A 14,081-nucleotide genomic window follows, 5' to 3' on the forward strand; every position below is an offset into this window, starting at 1 on the left:
ATGCATCCTCAAAAATATCAGTTGGCCGCAGGCACAGACGCGCGCTGGATTACCTTGGCGGCACCCGGATCCTCGACCGCATCGACGCCCAGCAGGCCCGCCATCTGGCGTGTGCGGCGGCGCAGGCTGTCGGGCACGGTTTCATCCTTGGCGATCTGCGCGAACATGGTGCCCGCCAGATCGTTCTTGCCCTGCTTCATGTAGGCAATGCCGACGAGTTCGCCTGCACTGCCAAACCATGCGTTGCCCGGCACGGCCAGCGGCTTCAGCCGTTCGACGACCTTGTCTGCGCCAATCTTGTCAAATGTGAGCGACACTTCGCGGATCGTGGCGAGATCGCGGTAGGCCTGCGGCATCTGCGCATCGGCAGCGATGGCGGCAAACGCCTTGGCGGCTTCATCCGCCTTGCCCTGTTCCGACAGCACGCCGGCCTGCAGCATCATGGCTGAGGCGCGGAAACCATCGGTGCCTTCGCTGGCGATGGGGGCGACGTCTTCGCTGGCTGCCTTGAGATTGCGGACTTCCAGCTTATCAAGCGCTTGCGTCAGCACTTCGCCTTGTTCACCGGCGACGGTGTTCTGGTGGTTTTCATACCAGAGCCAGCCACCCAGCCCGAGCAGCCCGGCGATGATCGCGGCACCAACCGGCTTGCCATAACGCTGGAAAGCCGTGAGGACTTGATCCTCACGCAGAGCATCGTCCACTTCGCGCAGGAATGCATCGCCCTGAGCGCCAGAACGCTCAGCCAGTTGTTCGGAACGGGTTTGGTTACGGTCAGGACGGAGAGCCAAGGCAGCGCTTTCAGGGAATATAGTGGAACATTGCTAGCGTTTGTCTGGCGGGGTGTTTAGCGGATGGGACCGCCTTTTCAACCGAATTGCTAGTTTATGCCCGGCGCGTGAACGCTTGCTGAAGCGCACGACACCTAGCCCTGGTCGAAACTGCTGCGCCCGAGTGCCGTTGCATAGGCTTCGACATATCGCTTTGCCATTACCGCTTCGTCAAATTCGGCGGCTGCGCGGGTGCGGTTGGCCTTGCCGATGCGCTGGCGCAGCGCATCGGCTGCGGCAAGGCTGGCGATGGCGCTGGCGAAAGCCTGCTCATCTCCCGGAGCGCTTATAAACGGGCGGTTTTCCTCTGCGACCATCTCTGCCACATCGCCCACGGCAGGGCTGGCGACGGCAAGGCCGGAAGCCATCGCCTCTATCACCGAAAGCGGGGCCTGTTCGCTGTCGGAGGACAGCGCGAAGAGGTCGAACAGGCCGATGACTGCGGATGGATCGGCAACATGGCCGGGCAGGTGAACCCGGTGAGCTAGGTCCAGCCGCATTGCTTCTGCTAGAATCGCCTCACGTTCAGGGCCCTCGCCAAGGATGACGAGGTGCCATTCCGGCGGTAGATCCCGCACCGCGCGGACCATGCGGGGCAGGTTCTTGACCGCGCGCAGGCCCGCCAGTGTGCCGAGCCACTTTTCACCCGGACGCTTGACCAGACGCGGCAACACATCGGGCCGTGGCTTCTTCCCATAGAGCGCGGTATCGATGCCATTGGCGATGCGCTGCACCCGCCCGCGCGGTTGCCGCCAGACGTTCAGCGCAATGTCCTCAAGCTGGCGCGAGGGCACCATCAGGCCACTCGCCCGCGACAGGGCAATCATGCGATACCAGTTGCGATGGCGCTTCAGGCCGCCTGCTTCATCAGCGTTGAAGCCGTCTTCGTGGTGGACCAGTGGCGGCAGCCCCATCGATGGCGCGAATACGGCGTGGGCCATCGCCGCATCCATCGCACCCCAATTGTATGTCAGGATCAGATCAAAGCCCTGCATCGCGCGGGCCAGGCGCTGGAGCCTTCCGATGCGCAGCTTGCCCGCGAGCGGCGGAAACCCGAACGGGAAGAATGCCTTTACGCGCTTGTCGATCAGGCTTTGCGCGCCCATCGCCGAGGGCACGGCAGAAACCACATGGTGTTCGAGGTTTTTGCCAAAGGGCGCTTTGGCCCAGCGGTTCATCAGCGCGACGACGCGGCGCTCCTTGCCCCCTGCATCAAACGTGGAATGCAGGTGAAGGAGTTTCAGCGGGCGCTTTGTTGCAGCGTTCATACCCGGCTGAGCAAGCGTCCGATCGCCGCGATGCTTTCGGGTTCGTCAAGCGTGGGGGCATGGCCGATGCGCGGCAGGGTAACCAGTTCCACGCCGGGACGGGTGGCCATCTTGGCTGCGGCTTCCGGGGTCAGGATATCGGACGTTTCGCCGCGCAGGACCAGCAGCGGGCGGGTGGCAAGCGCATCGAACAGCGGCCACATATCGACTTGTGGCGTTGCGCCTTCAGGAGCTTCGAACGGTTCGGCGATCTTCATGTCATAATCGAAGGCGATGCGCCCGCCGGTGCCAAGCACCATGATGCGCTTGGCATAATGCAACCACTGCGTGATGTCCCAATCGGGGTAGACGTCGCCACTGCTTTCCTGAAGCGCGCGGGCAGCGTGCATCCATGTTTCAAAATTGCGCCCCTGCCCGACATAGCCCCGAATACGTTCAAGCCCGGCTGCCGAGACTTCGGGACCGATATCGTTGAGCACGGCGGCGGCGATCCGCTGCGGGTTGGAAACTGCCAGCAGCATCGTCAGCAATCCGCCAAGCGATGTGCCGATGGATACGAAACGGTCGATCCCTTCCTGCGCCAGCAGCGCTTCTACATCCTGCAGATATTGCAGCGGGGTGTAGGTCATCGGGTCTTTGGCATAATCGCTATCGCCACGGCCGCGCATTTCAGGGCAAAGCACGCGCCATTGACCGGCCAGCGACGCTGCCAGATCCTCAAAATCGCGGGCGTTGCGGGTCAAACCCGGCAGACAGAGCACCGGCGGGCGGGCGGAATCACCATCGTAATAGCGGAAATGCAGGCGCAATCCGTCGCTGCTGGTCCAGTAGCGATCTTCGTAATCTGCCATGATCAATCGATATTCCGCATGAAATCGGGTGGAGCCTGCTTGCGGGCAGGCCATTGCATGCCCACTATTGCCGGATGCCAGCGCTCCCGCAAGACGCGATCTATCGCCCCTCCCCCCGCATCATGGCGCTGGCCGACTGGATCGGCGATCCCGTGCAGGCAGCGGACTTCCCCGAAACCCGGCTGCGCTGGCGCAATGATCGTGCCGCGCACGACATCGGGCTGGCCAGTTTGAGCGACGAGGATTGGCTGCGCCACTTCGGACGCTTTGAACCGCTGCCGGACAATATGCCGGGACCGATGGCGCTGCGCTATCACGGACACCAGTTCCGCACCTACAACCCGGATCTTGGCGACGGGCGCGGGTTTACCTTTGCGCAGATGCTGGATGCGAACGATCGGCTGATGGACCTTGGCACGAAGGGTTCCGGGCAGACACCGTGGAGCCGCGCGGGCGACGGGCGGCTGACGTTGAAAGGCGCGATGCGTGAGATATTGGCAACCGAGATGCTTGAGGCGCTGGGGGTGAACACCAGCCGCACGCTTTCGGTCATCGAGACGGGCGAATCACTCTATCGCGGGGATGAACCTTCGCCGACGCGCTCTGCCGTGCTGGTGAGGCTGAGCCACGGACACATTCGCATCGGCACGTTCCAGCGGCTTGGCGCTTTGCAGCTTGAAGACGAGATGGCGCAACTGGTCGCCTATTGCTTGGCCAACTTCCCCGGCGCAGCATTTGCTGATGCGCCGCACCCTGCCGTCCGGTTCTTCAACCAGGTGGTGGAGCGCATGGCCGATATGGCCGCCAGCTATATGGTGGCGGGCTTTGTCCACGGCGTGCTGAATTCCGACAACATGAACGTGACCGGCGAAAGCTTCGACTATGGCCCGTGGCGCTGGCTGCCGAAGTGGGAGCCGGGCTTTACCGCTGCCTACTTCGACCATTCCGGCCTTTACGCCTATGGCCGCCAGCCAGAGGCGATCCATTGGAACTGCGGGCAATTGGCGGTGGCGCTGCGGTCTTTGGTGGAAGCCGCACCGCTGATTGAAGCGCTCAACCGCTATCCCGAGCTTTACAGCCAAGCGATGACGCGGCGATGGCTGTGGCGGCTGGGTGTGGAGCCACGCGGCCTGGATGAGGACACGGCGCTGATCGGTGCTTGCGAGAACGTAATGGTGGCACAAGGGACCGGGCCGGATGCGTTTTTCTTTGCCCATCGCGGCGGGCGCGGACCATTTGCCGATACGGCGGAAAGTGCTGAATTGCGGGATGCCTTGGCCCCGTACACGGCGCTGGACAGTAGCCATCCCTACTGGTCCGACGCAGCGCCGCAGTCCATGCTGATCGATGAAGTCGAGGCCATCTGGCAACCCATTGCCGAGCGCGATGACTGGTCTGCGCTCAATGCCAAAGTGGCAGCCTTGCGGCGCATGGGTGAGGCAATGGGGCGGCGACCGACACCGATGGGCCACGCGATCCGCTGAAATCATCCACCAAGGGTGGTTCCGAGCATGAATATTGTTTAATCAGTAACGTCTGGGGCGTTACGGTACGGACCGGGAACCGGAACCCACTGTTCGCTAGAACACTTTGGAAGAGCAGGCATTATTCGTGGCAACTGCCGAAATCGTATCCTATGAACCTGCCACCGGCGCCGAAGTGTGGCGCGGCAAGGTGGGCGATGTCGAAGACGTGGTCGCCCGCGCACGACGCGCTTGGCCGGCGTGGGCAGCGCAACCGCTGGCCACGCGCATCGAACTGGTGCGCCGCTTTGCCAACGAAGTGCGCAAGGATGCCGACAAGCTTGCCACGATGATCGCACGCGAAACGGGCAAGCCCCTGTGGGAAGCGCGCGCCGAAGTTGAAAGCGTGGTCGGCAAGGTCGAGATTTCGGTCCGCGCCTATGCTGACCGCACATCGCAGCGGAAACTGGATTCGGCGCTGCAGGGCACGGCGGCGCTGCGGCACAAGCCGCATGGCGTGATGGCCGTGCTGGGGCCGTACAACTTCCCCGCACACCTGCCCAATGGCCACATCGTGCCCGCGCTGATCGCCGGGAACGTGGTGATCTTCAAGCCTTCGGAAAAAACGCCTGCCACGGGCGAGATGCTGGCGCAGTGCTTCCACCGCGCGGGCATTTCCGCCGCAATCGTGCAGGTTCTGATCGGCGGCCCGGCTGAGGGGCAGGCGCTGGTAGCGCACGATGGCATCGATGGCGTGCTGTTCACCGGATCGGCACATGCCGGCATTGCGATCAACCGCAAGTTGGCATCGAACCCGGGCAAGATGGTTGCGCTGGAGATGGGCGGCAACAATCCTATCGTAGTGTGGGATACGCCCAAGATTCAGGACGCGGCAACGCTGATCGTGCAATCGGCCTTCACCAGCGCGGGGCAGCGTTGCACTGCGGCGCGGCGGCTGATCGTCAAGGCTTCGATGTATGACGAGATCATCGGCGAAGTGAAACGGCTGGCCGACCGCATCATCGTGGGCGCACCGTTCGATGAACCGTCGCCCTTCATGGGGCCTGTTATCGACAACCGCACCGCCGATGGCCTGACCGAAAGCTTCGTCTACCTGCTGTCATCGGGCGGCCGTCCGATCAAGCACATGGTGCGGCTGAAGGACGATCTGCCGTTCCTTTCGCCCGCGATCATCGATGTGACCGCCGTGGCCGAGCGGCCGGACGTGGAACTGTTTGGCCCGCTGCTGCAAGTGGTGAGGGTGAATGACTTCGATGAAGCAATTGCCGAGGCCAACGCCACCCGCTTTGGCCTGTCGGCTTCACTGATCGGCGGAGATCCGCAGGATTACAACCGGTTCTGGGCGAATATCCGCGCAGGCGTGGTCAACTGGAACCGGCCAACCAACGGGGCATCCTCAGCCGCGCCATTCGGCGGAGTGGGGCTTTCAGGCAATCACCGGCCCAGCGCCTATTATGCTGCGGACTACTGCGCTTATCCCGTCGCGTCGAGCGAGATGGACCAACCGCGTGCGAGCATCGGCGTGGGGCTGCGCAGCGATTAAGCTGTTAATTCGCCGGATCAGGCAGCGGTAGCGCCGGGTCGATCGGCCCGCCCGGCGTGATTGCCAGATTGCGCATGTTCTGCTGGCTGAGGTCCGGGTCGACCATCAACTGCCCTTGCAACGCCTCTGCCATCACTGGATCGAGCGGTGCGCCGTCTTGCTCCACCTGCGGCGAACCACAGGCGGCAAGGACGAGACACAGAGCGAGAGTGGCAGCGATGCGCATTCCGGCGGTTTAGCGCCGCCGGGTTAAGAAAAAGGGAGCGCCCCGCATGTGCGGAGCGCTCCCCAACCCGACCTTTCAGTGCGACCCGAAGGGTGGGCGTACTCCGTTAGCGGCAGCGGCCACCGCCACGATCAACTTCGCGGCCAAGCAGTGCGCCCCCGGCAGCGCCAAGCACTGCGCCAAGCGTGCGGTCACCGCCACGGCCAGCCACTTCGCGGCCGACCAGTGCGCCTGCCACGCCGCCGATTACGAGACCGGTGGTGCCATCATTGCGACGGCAATAGTAGCGGCCATCATTGCCACGCCATGAACTGCGGTTGCCGTTCCAATTGCTGCGCTGGTTGTAGCGGCGATTGTCCCAGCCGCGATCATTCCAGCCACGGCGATCGTTCCAGCCACGGCGGTCGTCGCGGCGGCGGTTATCCCAGCCGTTCCACTGCGTGCCCAGATCGACATTGGCCGACGTTTCGATGCGTGTCTGCGGCAGGGCCGCTGCCGATGCCGGAACCGCGATGGCAAGGGTTGAGGCGGCGGTCATGGCTGCAACAAGACCCAGTGCGGTGTTCTTGATATTGAACATGGTCTTCTCCTCCAGTTCTTGGAGAGCAGCCGTCAGTCTCTGGCTGGTCCCGTTCTTCTTGATGGTTCAGGTTTACGCTCCCGAACCTGAACGGAACGCAACCAGCGTGTCAGATTTGCGGTTTGCGACAAAGCGATGAAATTCGGCGATGAAATGCAGCGTGAATAGGCACTTGGCCCGGGCTGCCATTGCTGGCAGGGCAGCGGACATGACTTCACGTGAGACTTTCCGGCGCGGCCTTGTTGCGGCGGTATGCGCCTATATCTGCTGGGGCCTGCTGCCACTTTATTTCAAGGCGCTGCATGCGGTGCCGCCATTGGAACTGGTGGGCTGGCGGGTGGTGTTCACGTTGCCGGTGTGTATCGCAATCGTGATGTCTCGCGGCCAGTTTCCCGAACTTCGTGCAGCGTTTGCTAATCGGCAAGCGCTTGGCCTGATGGCACTCAGCGCGCTGCTGATCGGGTCCAACTGGCTGATTTATGTCATTGCGATCAACAGTGGCCATGTGCTGGCGACAAGCCTTGGCTATTACATCAACCCGCTGATCAACGTGCTGCTTGGCACGGTTTTCCTCGGTGAACGGCTGAGCCGGGTGCAGTGGGGTGCGGTCATGCTCGCCGGGGTGGGCATCGCACTGCTGCTGGCAGGCGCGGTCGACACACTGGCGGTGGCGTTGAGCCTGGCGTTCACGTTCGCTTTCTACGGCTTTGTGCGCAAACAGGCGCCGGTCGGCGCGGTGCCGGGCCTGACCATCGAAACGACTGTCCTGTTGCTGCCCGCAATCGCCATCGTAACGCTGGCAGCCGGTTCGCCGGGCGGGAGCAGCCTTGCGCTTGGCGGGTGGACCACGCCGCTGATCATCGCGTCCGGGCTGGCCACGGCGGTGCCGTTGCTGCTGTTTGCCGTTGCGGCGCGCAGCCTGCCGCTGTCGACGCTGGGCTTCGTCCAGTTCATCGCGCCGACAATCAGCTTCACGCTGGGGCTGACGGTGTTTGGCGAATCGCTGGATACCACGCGGCTCGCCTCGTTTGCCGTAATATGGGCGGCGATTGCGCTCTACAGCTGGGATATGGGCAAGCAGGCGAGCGCCGCGCGTTAGGTCAGCCGCCAGACGAGCGTTTCGCCAGCGTGGAACGGCACGATCATCGTACCGTTGCAGTCCAGCACCTCGGGCACGTGCACCGGGGCCTTTTCCAGCGTGATCGTGCCTTCGTTCACCGGCATGCGATAGAACGCCGGACCGTTGAGCGAGGCGAAGGCTTCGAACCGGTCGAGCGCGCCCTCTTCATCGAACACCGTGACGTAACTTTCCAGCGCAAAGGGCGCGTTGAAGATTCCGGCACAGCCGCAGGCGGTTTCCTTCAGATGCTTGGCATGCGGCGCGGTGTCGGTGCCAAGGAACACGCGAGTGCAGCCTGACGTCGCCAGCTTGCGCAAGGCAAGGCGGTGCTTCTCACGCTTGGCCACCGGCAGGCAGAACGCGTGGGGGCGGATGCCGCCAACCAGCATGGCGTTGCGATTGATGTGGAGGTGCTGCGGCGTGACCGTGGCCGCAATGTTCGGCCCGGCGCTTTCAACAAACTGCGCGGCTTCCTCGGTGGTGATGTGTTCGAACACGATCCGAAGGTCGGGCATGTCAGCCACCAGCCTTGTCAGAGTACGCTCGATGAACACGGCCTCACGGTCGAAGATGTCGACATGGCTGTCGGTCACTTCGCCGTGGATCAGCAGCGGCATTCCGATGCGCTGCATCGCTTCAAGCACCGGATAGATCGTGCGGATGTCGGTCACGCCGTGGGCCGATCCGGTGGTGGCGTGCGCGGGATAGAGCTTTGCCGCAACGAACACGCCTTCGGCAAAGCCACGCTCGACTTCGGCGATGTCGGTGGAATCGGTTAGATAGAGCGTCATCAGCGGGGTAAAATCGCTGCCCTGCGGGAGGGCGGCCAAAATGCGGTCGCGATAAGCGGCGACGCCTGCCACATCGGTCATCGGCGGAGCAAGATTGGGCATGACGATGGCGCGCCCAAACTGCCGCGCGGTATACGGCACAACGCCTGCCAGCACATCACGGTCGCGCAGATGGGTGTGCCAGTCATCGGGGCGGCGAATGGTCAGAGTCTTGATCGTCATGGCCTTCCCCTTAGCGATGGTGGTGCCTATCTACCAGTCATGACCCGTCTATTTGAACGCGCCCTTGTTCGCCTCGCCCCGCTGGAGCCGGCCGAGGACGTCGCCGGCTTTCTCCAAGGCCTCGTCACCAATGACGTGAAGGGCGCGCTACCGGTTTGGACCGCGCTGCTCACCGCTCAGGGCAAGGTGATGTTCGATTTCCTCGTCTGGCCGGATGGCACCGACGGGCTACTACTCGATTGTGAAGCCGCGCAGGCCGATGCTCTGGCAAAGCGGCTCACGCTCTATCGCTTGCGCCGGAAGATCGGGATTGAACGCGTCGAAGCGTTGGGCGTGTTCTGGCAGGATCACCCCGGTGACGGCGGCGCAAACGATCCCCGCCTTGCTGCACTCGGCCAGCGCTGGATTGCGCCCATCTCACAAAGCGATTCGCCAGTGGACGATGCGTGGCGCGCGCACCGCCTATCGCTTGGCGTGACCGAGGGGCAGGCCGAACTTGGCAATAGCGAAGTGCTCTGGCTGGAGTGCAACGCGGTTGACCTGAACGGCGTAAGCTTCACCAAGGGCTGCTACGTGGGGCAGGAAAACACCGCGCGGATGAACTGGCGGCAGAAGGTGAACCGCAGGCTGGTGGTGGTGCCGCTGGCCGCATCAGACCCGGCGCGGCAGCGCGCCACTTACCCTGACCTTGACCTCGCCGTGGACCACCGCCGGATCGAAGACATTGCACCTGCCCTCGCCCCGTCATGGATGTCGCTTACGGCTGCTGATTGACCTGCGCCTGCACGATCCCTTCGACCAGCATCTGTTCGGCCCGATCACGCGCCGCATCACGTGGCAGTTCAAGCGCTTGCGTCAGCGGTCCGCCCATCAGCGCATCGCCCAGCGCCATCAAGGTCAGCGCCAAGGTGGTGCTGCGCTGCGTATCCGAGTGATATTCGTCCAGATCAATCACCAGATCGTGGATCGTATCAACGATAGGATCGAGCGCATCCTCGTTCCCCGACAGCAGCATCCACGAGGCCAGCGCACCGGCGCCTTCCTTGTCGAACGCGTCGAACGTCAGGTCCACGACATCGCGTGGTGAGCCGATGCCCGAGCGGCTGGCGATCACCGCCTCGCGGATAGTGGCGCAGATTGTTTCGGCCAGATGTTTTGCCAGCGCCTTTTGCAGGCCCGCTGCCGAGCCGAAGTGGTGCAGCAAATTGGCATGGGTGCGCCCGATTCGTCCGGCCACGGCCTTGAGCGTCACGGCCTGCGGACCTGTTTCGACCAGCAATCCGCGCGCGGCCTCAAGCGCCGCCATGCGGCTTTCCTCGGGCGGGAGACGCTTTCTTATTGACATTGGTGTAAGCATGCCTAAATTCCGGCTCATGACTGCCATGACCCCAACCATCGCACTAGAGCGCAGCGCCTCAACCGGCAAGGCTGCGCCCACCCCCGACGATCTGACGATCACGATACGCGACCGTCGCTTTGGCCGCAACGAACCGGCGGGGCGCTGGTGGCTGAACAATGATCCCATCGCAACCGCGTGGCACAACGCGCTGTCCGCCACTTTCCCGCGCGGGGAGGCCTTCTTCATCGAAGCAGTGAAGGCGCACCGTGAAGGCGTGCCCCCCAAGCTTGAGGCTGAAATCCGCGCCTTCATCCGGCAGGAAATCAACCACACGCGCGAGCATGTTGCTTTCAACCGCGCGGCAGAGAATGCAGGTTACGACATCGCCCGCATCGACAAGCGCGTTGAGGAAATGCTGGCGCTGACCAAGGATCGCCCGGTGATCCTGAACCTTGCTGCCACGATGGCGCTGGAACACTACACCGCGATGATGGCGCACGAATTCCTTGCCAATCCGGCCCATTTTGCAGGTGCGGAGCAGGAACCGGCGGATATGTGGCGGTGGCACGCGATCGAGGAGATCGAGCACAAGGGCGTCGCCTATGACACGTGGGTTCACGCCACGCGCAACTGGAGCCGGTGGAAACGCTGGAAGGTCAAGAGCCTGATGATGGTCATTGTGACCAAGAACTTCCTCACGCACCGCGTGGAAGATACGCTTGATCTGTTGGAACAGGATGGCCTGACCGGCGCGAAGTGGAAATGGAAGCTGGCCGCCTACTTGCTATGGAAGCCCGGCGTGATCCGCCGGATCCTTCCGGCGTGGCTCAGCTACTTCATGCCCGGCTTTCATCCGTGGCAGCATGATGACCGGGCGTTGATCGCCAAGGCTGACAGCGAATTTCCAGATGCAGTGATGCCGCGGTAAAAACAAAGGGCTCCCCGCCGGGAGCCCTTTTTTGTGGTTCAAGCCGCGCGTCGCATGGACGCAAAGCCGCCGTCTTCTGGTCCATCACAATCAAGCGGCGCTGCCAGATCGACGGCATGGACTGGCGCGGCCACAGGTTCGCTGCGCGCGGGACTGCGGATTTTGCGGACTTCCCCGGTGAGCCGAAACCCGGCCTTGGCAAGTACGCGCGCAGAACCCGCATTGTCGGCAAACGGTGTCGCGGTCACACGGCTGTGGCCGAGCGAACGCGCTAAGCTGAGTACGGCGCGGGCAGCCTCGGTTGCGTAGCCCAGTCCCCAGTACCGCTGCCCCAGCCAGTAGCCGAGTTCGGTTTCCTGACCATACTGCGCCAGACCAACGCAGCCGATCAGGCGCGAACCGTGCGCACCGGGCAGCGTGACAAAGAAATGCGGGTAGCGGCCTGCCTGCGGTAACGCGGCAAAGCTCTTCGCGTCGTCCGGTCCATAGGGCCACGGCGCGTGCGCAAGATTGCGCACGACCGCCTCGTCATCGATCAGGGCGTGAAGTTCAGCCCAATCCTCCGGCCAGCCGGGCCGCAGGAACAGCCGTTCGCTGCGAATGAACATACAAAGTCTCCGTTCTCGGCGCCTCTGTCACGCGCAGCTAAACACTTGCCGTGACAAAGGTATTGCGCCCTGCGCTGGATCGGACAGTGAATACGTCCGATTGCGAGGAAGCGCGGTTTGCGTCCGAGGGAGACGTGAAAAGAGGGAGATGAGCGTGGCCCTCTCCCCCTATCGGCCAGCTCCAAGAAGCTGGCGGGGCCACCCCATCAGGATGGCCCTTTGAACGACCATCCGGTTATTCTGCTGCTTCAGCCATAATGTCGACCGACACATACTTGCGATCGAGCTTTCCGCCGTGAAAACGGACGCGGCCTTCGGTCAGCGCGAACAGGGTGTGATCCTTGCCCATGCCGACATTGGCGCCCGGGTACACGCGGGTTCCGCGCTGACGGATGATGATGTTGCCGCCGATCACTTCCTGACCGCCGAACTTCTTTACGCCAAGGCGGCGGCCTGCTGAGTCGCGACCGTTGCGCGAAGAGCCGCCTGCTTTCTTATGTGCCATATCAGATTACTCCGAATTCCGTTTGCGCTCAGGCGACCGACACGATGCGCAGCAGGGTAAGCTGCTGGCGGTGACCGTTCTTGCGGCGATAGTTGTGACGGCGACGCTTCTTGAAAACGATCACCTTTTCCGACTTCGCCTGGGCGATGATTTCTGCCGAAACAGTGATCGAAGCAGCATCAGCAAGCGAATCACCCTCGCCGGCGAGCAGGACTTCACCCAGCGTGATCGTGTCGCCAGCTTCGCCAGCCAGCTTTTCGACTGCGATCTTGTCTCCGGCGGCGACCCGATACTGTTTGCCGCCCGTGCGCACGATTGCGAACATCGTTCTGTGTATCCGTTCCAAAAGCCTGCGGTTGCCCGAGGCGATTCCAAATGAGGCACCCAACGCCTGCGAATCGCTGACAACGGGCAAAATGCCGTTTCCCCGCTGTATGCAGGGCCCCGGAAAGAAGGGCGCGGATAGTCAAACACGCCGGGTCTGTCAATGCGATCTTGCCTGAAATCAGGCGTATCACTGCACTTGAGCATGCAAACGCTGGCGACTGGTGCCGGGCATGCTATGGCGCGGGCATGATCAAGCGCAATTCCCGCATCGTTGCAATGGCCACGCTGGCCCCCGCTTTATTGGTTGCCGGTTGTGCCGAGCGCAGCGATTTCCCCTCGCTCGCACGCCGCCCTGCCGAGGATGCCTACCGTGCCGCGCAAGCCTCCCGCCCGGCACCGCCGCCGCCAGCAGTCATAAGCGACGGCCTGCCCGAGCGGCTTGCCGCCTTGCTCGCCAGCGCTGACGCCGCCCACGCAACGTTTGAATCGCGGCGAGCCGCCGCCACGCGTACGATCAATGCCGCAGCAGGATCAGCCAAGGGCACCGAAAGCTGGTCGGTCGCATCGGTGGCGCTGGCAGGACTGGAAACTGCCCGGTCGCTGGCTGCCATGCCGCTGGCCGATCTTGACCGGCTTGAAGCCGACGCCAGCAACCGCGCCGTCGATGGCTCGGATGCAGACCTAAAGGCTGTAGTGGCCGCGCGCACAAAGGTGGACGCTCTGGTACAGGGCGAAACGCTGATAATCGATTCGCTGCGTGGTCGGCTCGGGGCCTAGCCCCAGCGCGATAGATCTTCGCGGTCCTCAGGGCGCGGCTCAATCCAGCGCCAGCCCTTGGCAGTCTTCTCACGCTTCCAGAACCACGATTCGCTCTTGAGATGGTCCATCGCAAAGTCCGCCGCCGCAAAAGCATCGCGGCGATGGCGCGCAGCAGCACAGACCAGCACAATGGCATCGCCCGGAACCATCACACCGCTGCGGTGCAGGATCAGCAGACCCTCCACCGGCCAGCGCACCTGTGTGACCCGCGCAAGCTCTTCCATGCCGGGTAGCGTCATCGGTGCATAGTGCTGCAATTCCAGCGCTTCCACGCCACCCGAATCGCGCACCTGGCCAAGAAACGTGACGATACCGCCCGCATTGGGATAGCGCGCAGTGAATGCGGCAATTTCCGCTGCGGGATCAAAAGCCTCCAGCGCCAACCTGACGTCTGGCACCCTAGCCTCCACTGACAGGTGGCAGGAACGCCAGTTCATCGCCCTCGGCCAGCACCACACCGCCCATATCGGTCAGCAGTGCGCCGTTGAGCGCCATGCGCACTTTCTCGCCCAGCAATTGCACTGCCAAGGCTGGATCAAGCGCGGCGAGAATCATTTCAATCGGTCCTGGCGCAACAGACATCTCGCCTGTCCCGGCCGCATCTTCCAGCCGCCCCATGAACACCAGCTTTGCCATCAGA

General features: G+C 63.0%; 18 protein-coding genes. 6 read left to right on the forward strand and 12 right to left on the reverse strand.

Features of this window, described 5'->3' with window-relative positions; all coding sequences use genetic code 11:
- Nucleotides 1-17 precede the first annotated feature (17 nt).
- The 3 genes from Q8R81_RS03450 to Q8R81_RS03460 all read right to left on the reverse strand — a co-directional run bounded on the left by Q8R81_RS03450 (nt 18) and on the right by Q8R81_RS03460 (nt 2,949).
- Nucleotides 18-791 (reverse strand): tetratricopeptide repeat protein, encoded by a 774-nt coding sequence (locus tag Q8R81_RS03450; RefSeq protein WP_305616046.1) that lies wholly within the window; start codon nt 789-791, stop codon nt 18-20.
- A 134-nt stretch (nt 792-925) separates the two neighbouring features.
- Entirely contained in the window at nt 926-2,098 is a 1,173-nt protein-coding gene (locus Q8R81_RS03455) for a glycosyltransferase (protein ID WP_305616047.1), read from the reverse strand.
- Complete coding sequence (locus Q8R81_RS03460) at nt 2,095-2,949, reverse strand: alpha/beta fold hydrolase (RefSeq protein ID WP_305616048.1); 855 nt, start codon at nt 2,947-2,949, stop codon at nt 2,095-2,097. The genes Q8R81_RS03455 and Q8R81_RS03460 overlap by 4 nt, the downstream gene beginning before the upstream one ends.
- Nucleotides 2,950-3,023: 74 nt before the next feature.
- Here Q8R81_RS03460 and Q8R81_RS03465 point away from each other — a divergent pair, with 74 nt between their 5' ends.
- Together Q8R81_RS03465 and astD are read left to right on the forward strand one after the other, a co-directional pair.
- Nucleotides 3,024-4,433, forward strand: coding sequence for a protein adenylyltransferase SelO (locus tag Q8R81_RS03465; RefSeq protein WP_305616049.1), 1,410 nt, complete (start codon nt 3,024-3,026; stop codon nt 4,431-4,433).
- A 127-nt stretch (nt 4,434-4,560) separates the two neighbouring features.
- Entirely contained in the window at nt 4,561-5,976 is a 1,416-nt protein-coding gene (astD, locus tag Q8R81_RS03470) for a succinylglutamate-semialdehyde dehydrogenase (RefSeq protein ID WP_305616050.1), read from the forward strand.
- A gap of 4 nt (nt 5,977-5,980) precedes the next feature.
- On the opposite strand, the gene Q8R81_RS03475 is transcribed toward astD, so the two are convergent.
- Both Q8R81_RS03475 and Q8R81_RS03480 read right to left on the reverse strand, forming a co-directional pair.
- Nucleotides 5,981-6,202: a hypothetical protein gene (locus Q8R81_RS03475; RefSeq protein WP_305616051.1), complete on the reverse strand. Its 222-nt coding sequence runs from the start codon at nt 6,200-6,202 to the stop codon at nt 5,981-5,983.
- A 106-nt stretch (nt 6,203-6,308) separates the two neighbouring features.
- Nucleotides 6,309-6,782 (reverse strand): glycine zipper 2TM domain-containing protein, encoded by a 474-nt coding sequence (locus Q8R81_RS03480; RefSeq protein WP_305616052.1) that lies wholly within the window; start codon nt 6,780-6,782, stop codon nt 6,309-6,311.
- 208 nt (nt 6,783-6,990) lie between these two features.
- Here Q8R81_RS03480 and rarD point away from each other — a divergent pair, with 208 nt between their 5' ends.
- Nucleotides 6,991-7,881, forward strand: coding sequence for an EamA family transporter RarD (gene rarD, locus Q8R81_RS03485; RefSeq protein WP_305616053.1), 891 nt, complete (start codon nt 6,991-6,993; stop codon nt 7,879-7,881).
- On the opposite strand, the gene pyrC is transcribed toward rarD, so the two are convergent.
- Nucleotides 7,878-8,915 (reverse strand): dihydroorotase, encoded by a 1,038-nt coding sequence (pyrC, locus tag Q8R81_RS03490; protein WP_305616054.1) that lies wholly within the window; start codon nt 8,913-8,915, stop codon nt 7,878-7,880. The genes rarD and pyrC overlap by 4 nt on opposite strands.
- Nucleotides 8,916-8,954: 39 nt before the next feature.
- On the opposite strand from pyrC, the gene Q8R81_RS03495 reads away from it, so the two are divergent.
- Nucleotides 8,955-9,689: a folate-binding protein YgfZ gene (locus Q8R81_RS03495; RefSeq protein ID WP_305616055.1), complete on the forward strand. Its 735-nt coding sequence runs from the start codon at nt 8,955-8,957 to the stop codon at nt 9,687-9,689.
- Here Q8R81_RS03495 and Q8R81_RS03500 read toward each other — a convergent pair.
- Nucleotides 9,673-10,260, reverse strand: coding sequence for a TetR/AcrR family transcriptional regulator (locus Q8R81_RS03500; protein WP_305616056.1), 588 nt, complete (start codon nt 10,258-10,260; stop codon nt 9,673-9,675). The two genes, Q8R81_RS03495 and Q8R81_RS03500, sit on opposite strands and share 17 nt — an antisense overlap.
- A gap of 37 nt (nt 10,261-10,297) precedes the next feature.
- On the opposite strand from Q8R81_RS03500, the gene Q8R81_RS03505 reads away from it, so the two are divergent.
- Nucleotides 10,298-11,182 (forward strand): metal-dependent hydrolase, encoded by an 885-nt coding sequence (locus tag Q8R81_RS03505; RefSeq protein ID WP_305616099.1) that lies wholly within the window; start codon nt 10,298-10,300, stop codon nt 11,180-11,182.
- A 38-nt stretch (nt 11,183-11,220) separates the two neighbouring features.
- On the opposite strand, the gene Q8R81_RS03510 is transcribed toward Q8R81_RS03505, so the two are convergent.
- The 3 genes from Q8R81_RS03510 to rplU all read right to left on the reverse strand — a co-directional run bounded on the left by Q8R81_RS03510 (nt 11,221) and on the right by rplU (nt 12,620).
- Entirely contained in the window at nt 11,221-11,790 is a 570-nt protein-coding gene (locus Q8R81_RS03510) for a GNAT family N-acetyltransferase (protein WP_305616057.1), read from the reverse strand.
- Nucleotides 11,791-12,025: 235 nt separating this feature from the next.
- On the reverse strand, nt 12,026-12,295 hold the full coding sequence (rpmA, locus tag Q8R81_RS03515) for a 50S ribosomal protein L27 (protein WP_305616058.1): 270 nt from the start codon (nt 12,293-12,295) through the stop codon (nt 12,026-12,028).
- 28 nt (nt 12,296-12,323) lie between these two features.
- The gene (gene rplU / locus Q8R81_RS03520; RefSeq protein WP_305616059.1) at nt 12,324-12,620 is read right to left on the reverse strand and encodes a 50S ribosomal protein L21; all 297 of its coding nucleotides are present in this window, start codon (nt 12,618-12,620) and stop codon (nt 12,324-12,326) included.
- 248 nt (nt 12,621-12,868) lie between these two features.
- Between rplU and Q8R81_RS03525 the strand changes: the two genes are divergently transcribed.
- Nucleotides 12,869-13,399 (forward strand): hypothetical protein, encoded by a 531-nt coding sequence (locus tag Q8R81_RS03525; protein WP_305616060.1) that lies wholly within the window; start codon nt 12,869-12,871, stop codon nt 13,397-13,399.
- Here Q8R81_RS03525 and Q8R81_RS03530 read toward each other — a convergent pair.
- Together Q8R81_RS03530 and Q8R81_RS03535 are read right to left on the reverse strand one after the other, a co-directional pair.
- Nucleotides 13,396-13,839, reverse strand: a complete 444-nt coding sequence (locus Q8R81_RS03530) for a molybdenum cofactor biosynthesis protein MoaE (protein WP_305616061.1) — start codon at nt 13,837-13,839, stop codon at nt 13,396-13,398. The two genes, Q8R81_RS03525 and Q8R81_RS03530, sit on opposite strands and share 4 nt — an antisense overlap.
- A gap of 1 nt (nt 13,840) precedes the next feature.
- Entirely contained in the window at nt 13,841-14,077 is a 237-nt protein-coding gene (locus tag Q8R81_RS03535; protein ID WP_305616062.1) for a MoaD/ThiS family protein, read from the reverse strand.
- Nucleotides 14,078-14,081: the final 4 nt, after the last annotated feature.

This window comes from Novosphingobium sp. (assembly GCF_030696665.1).
Taxonomy (GTDB): domain Bacteria; phylum Pseudomonadota; class Alphaproteobacteria; order Sphingomonadales; family Sphingomonadaceae; genus Novosphingobium.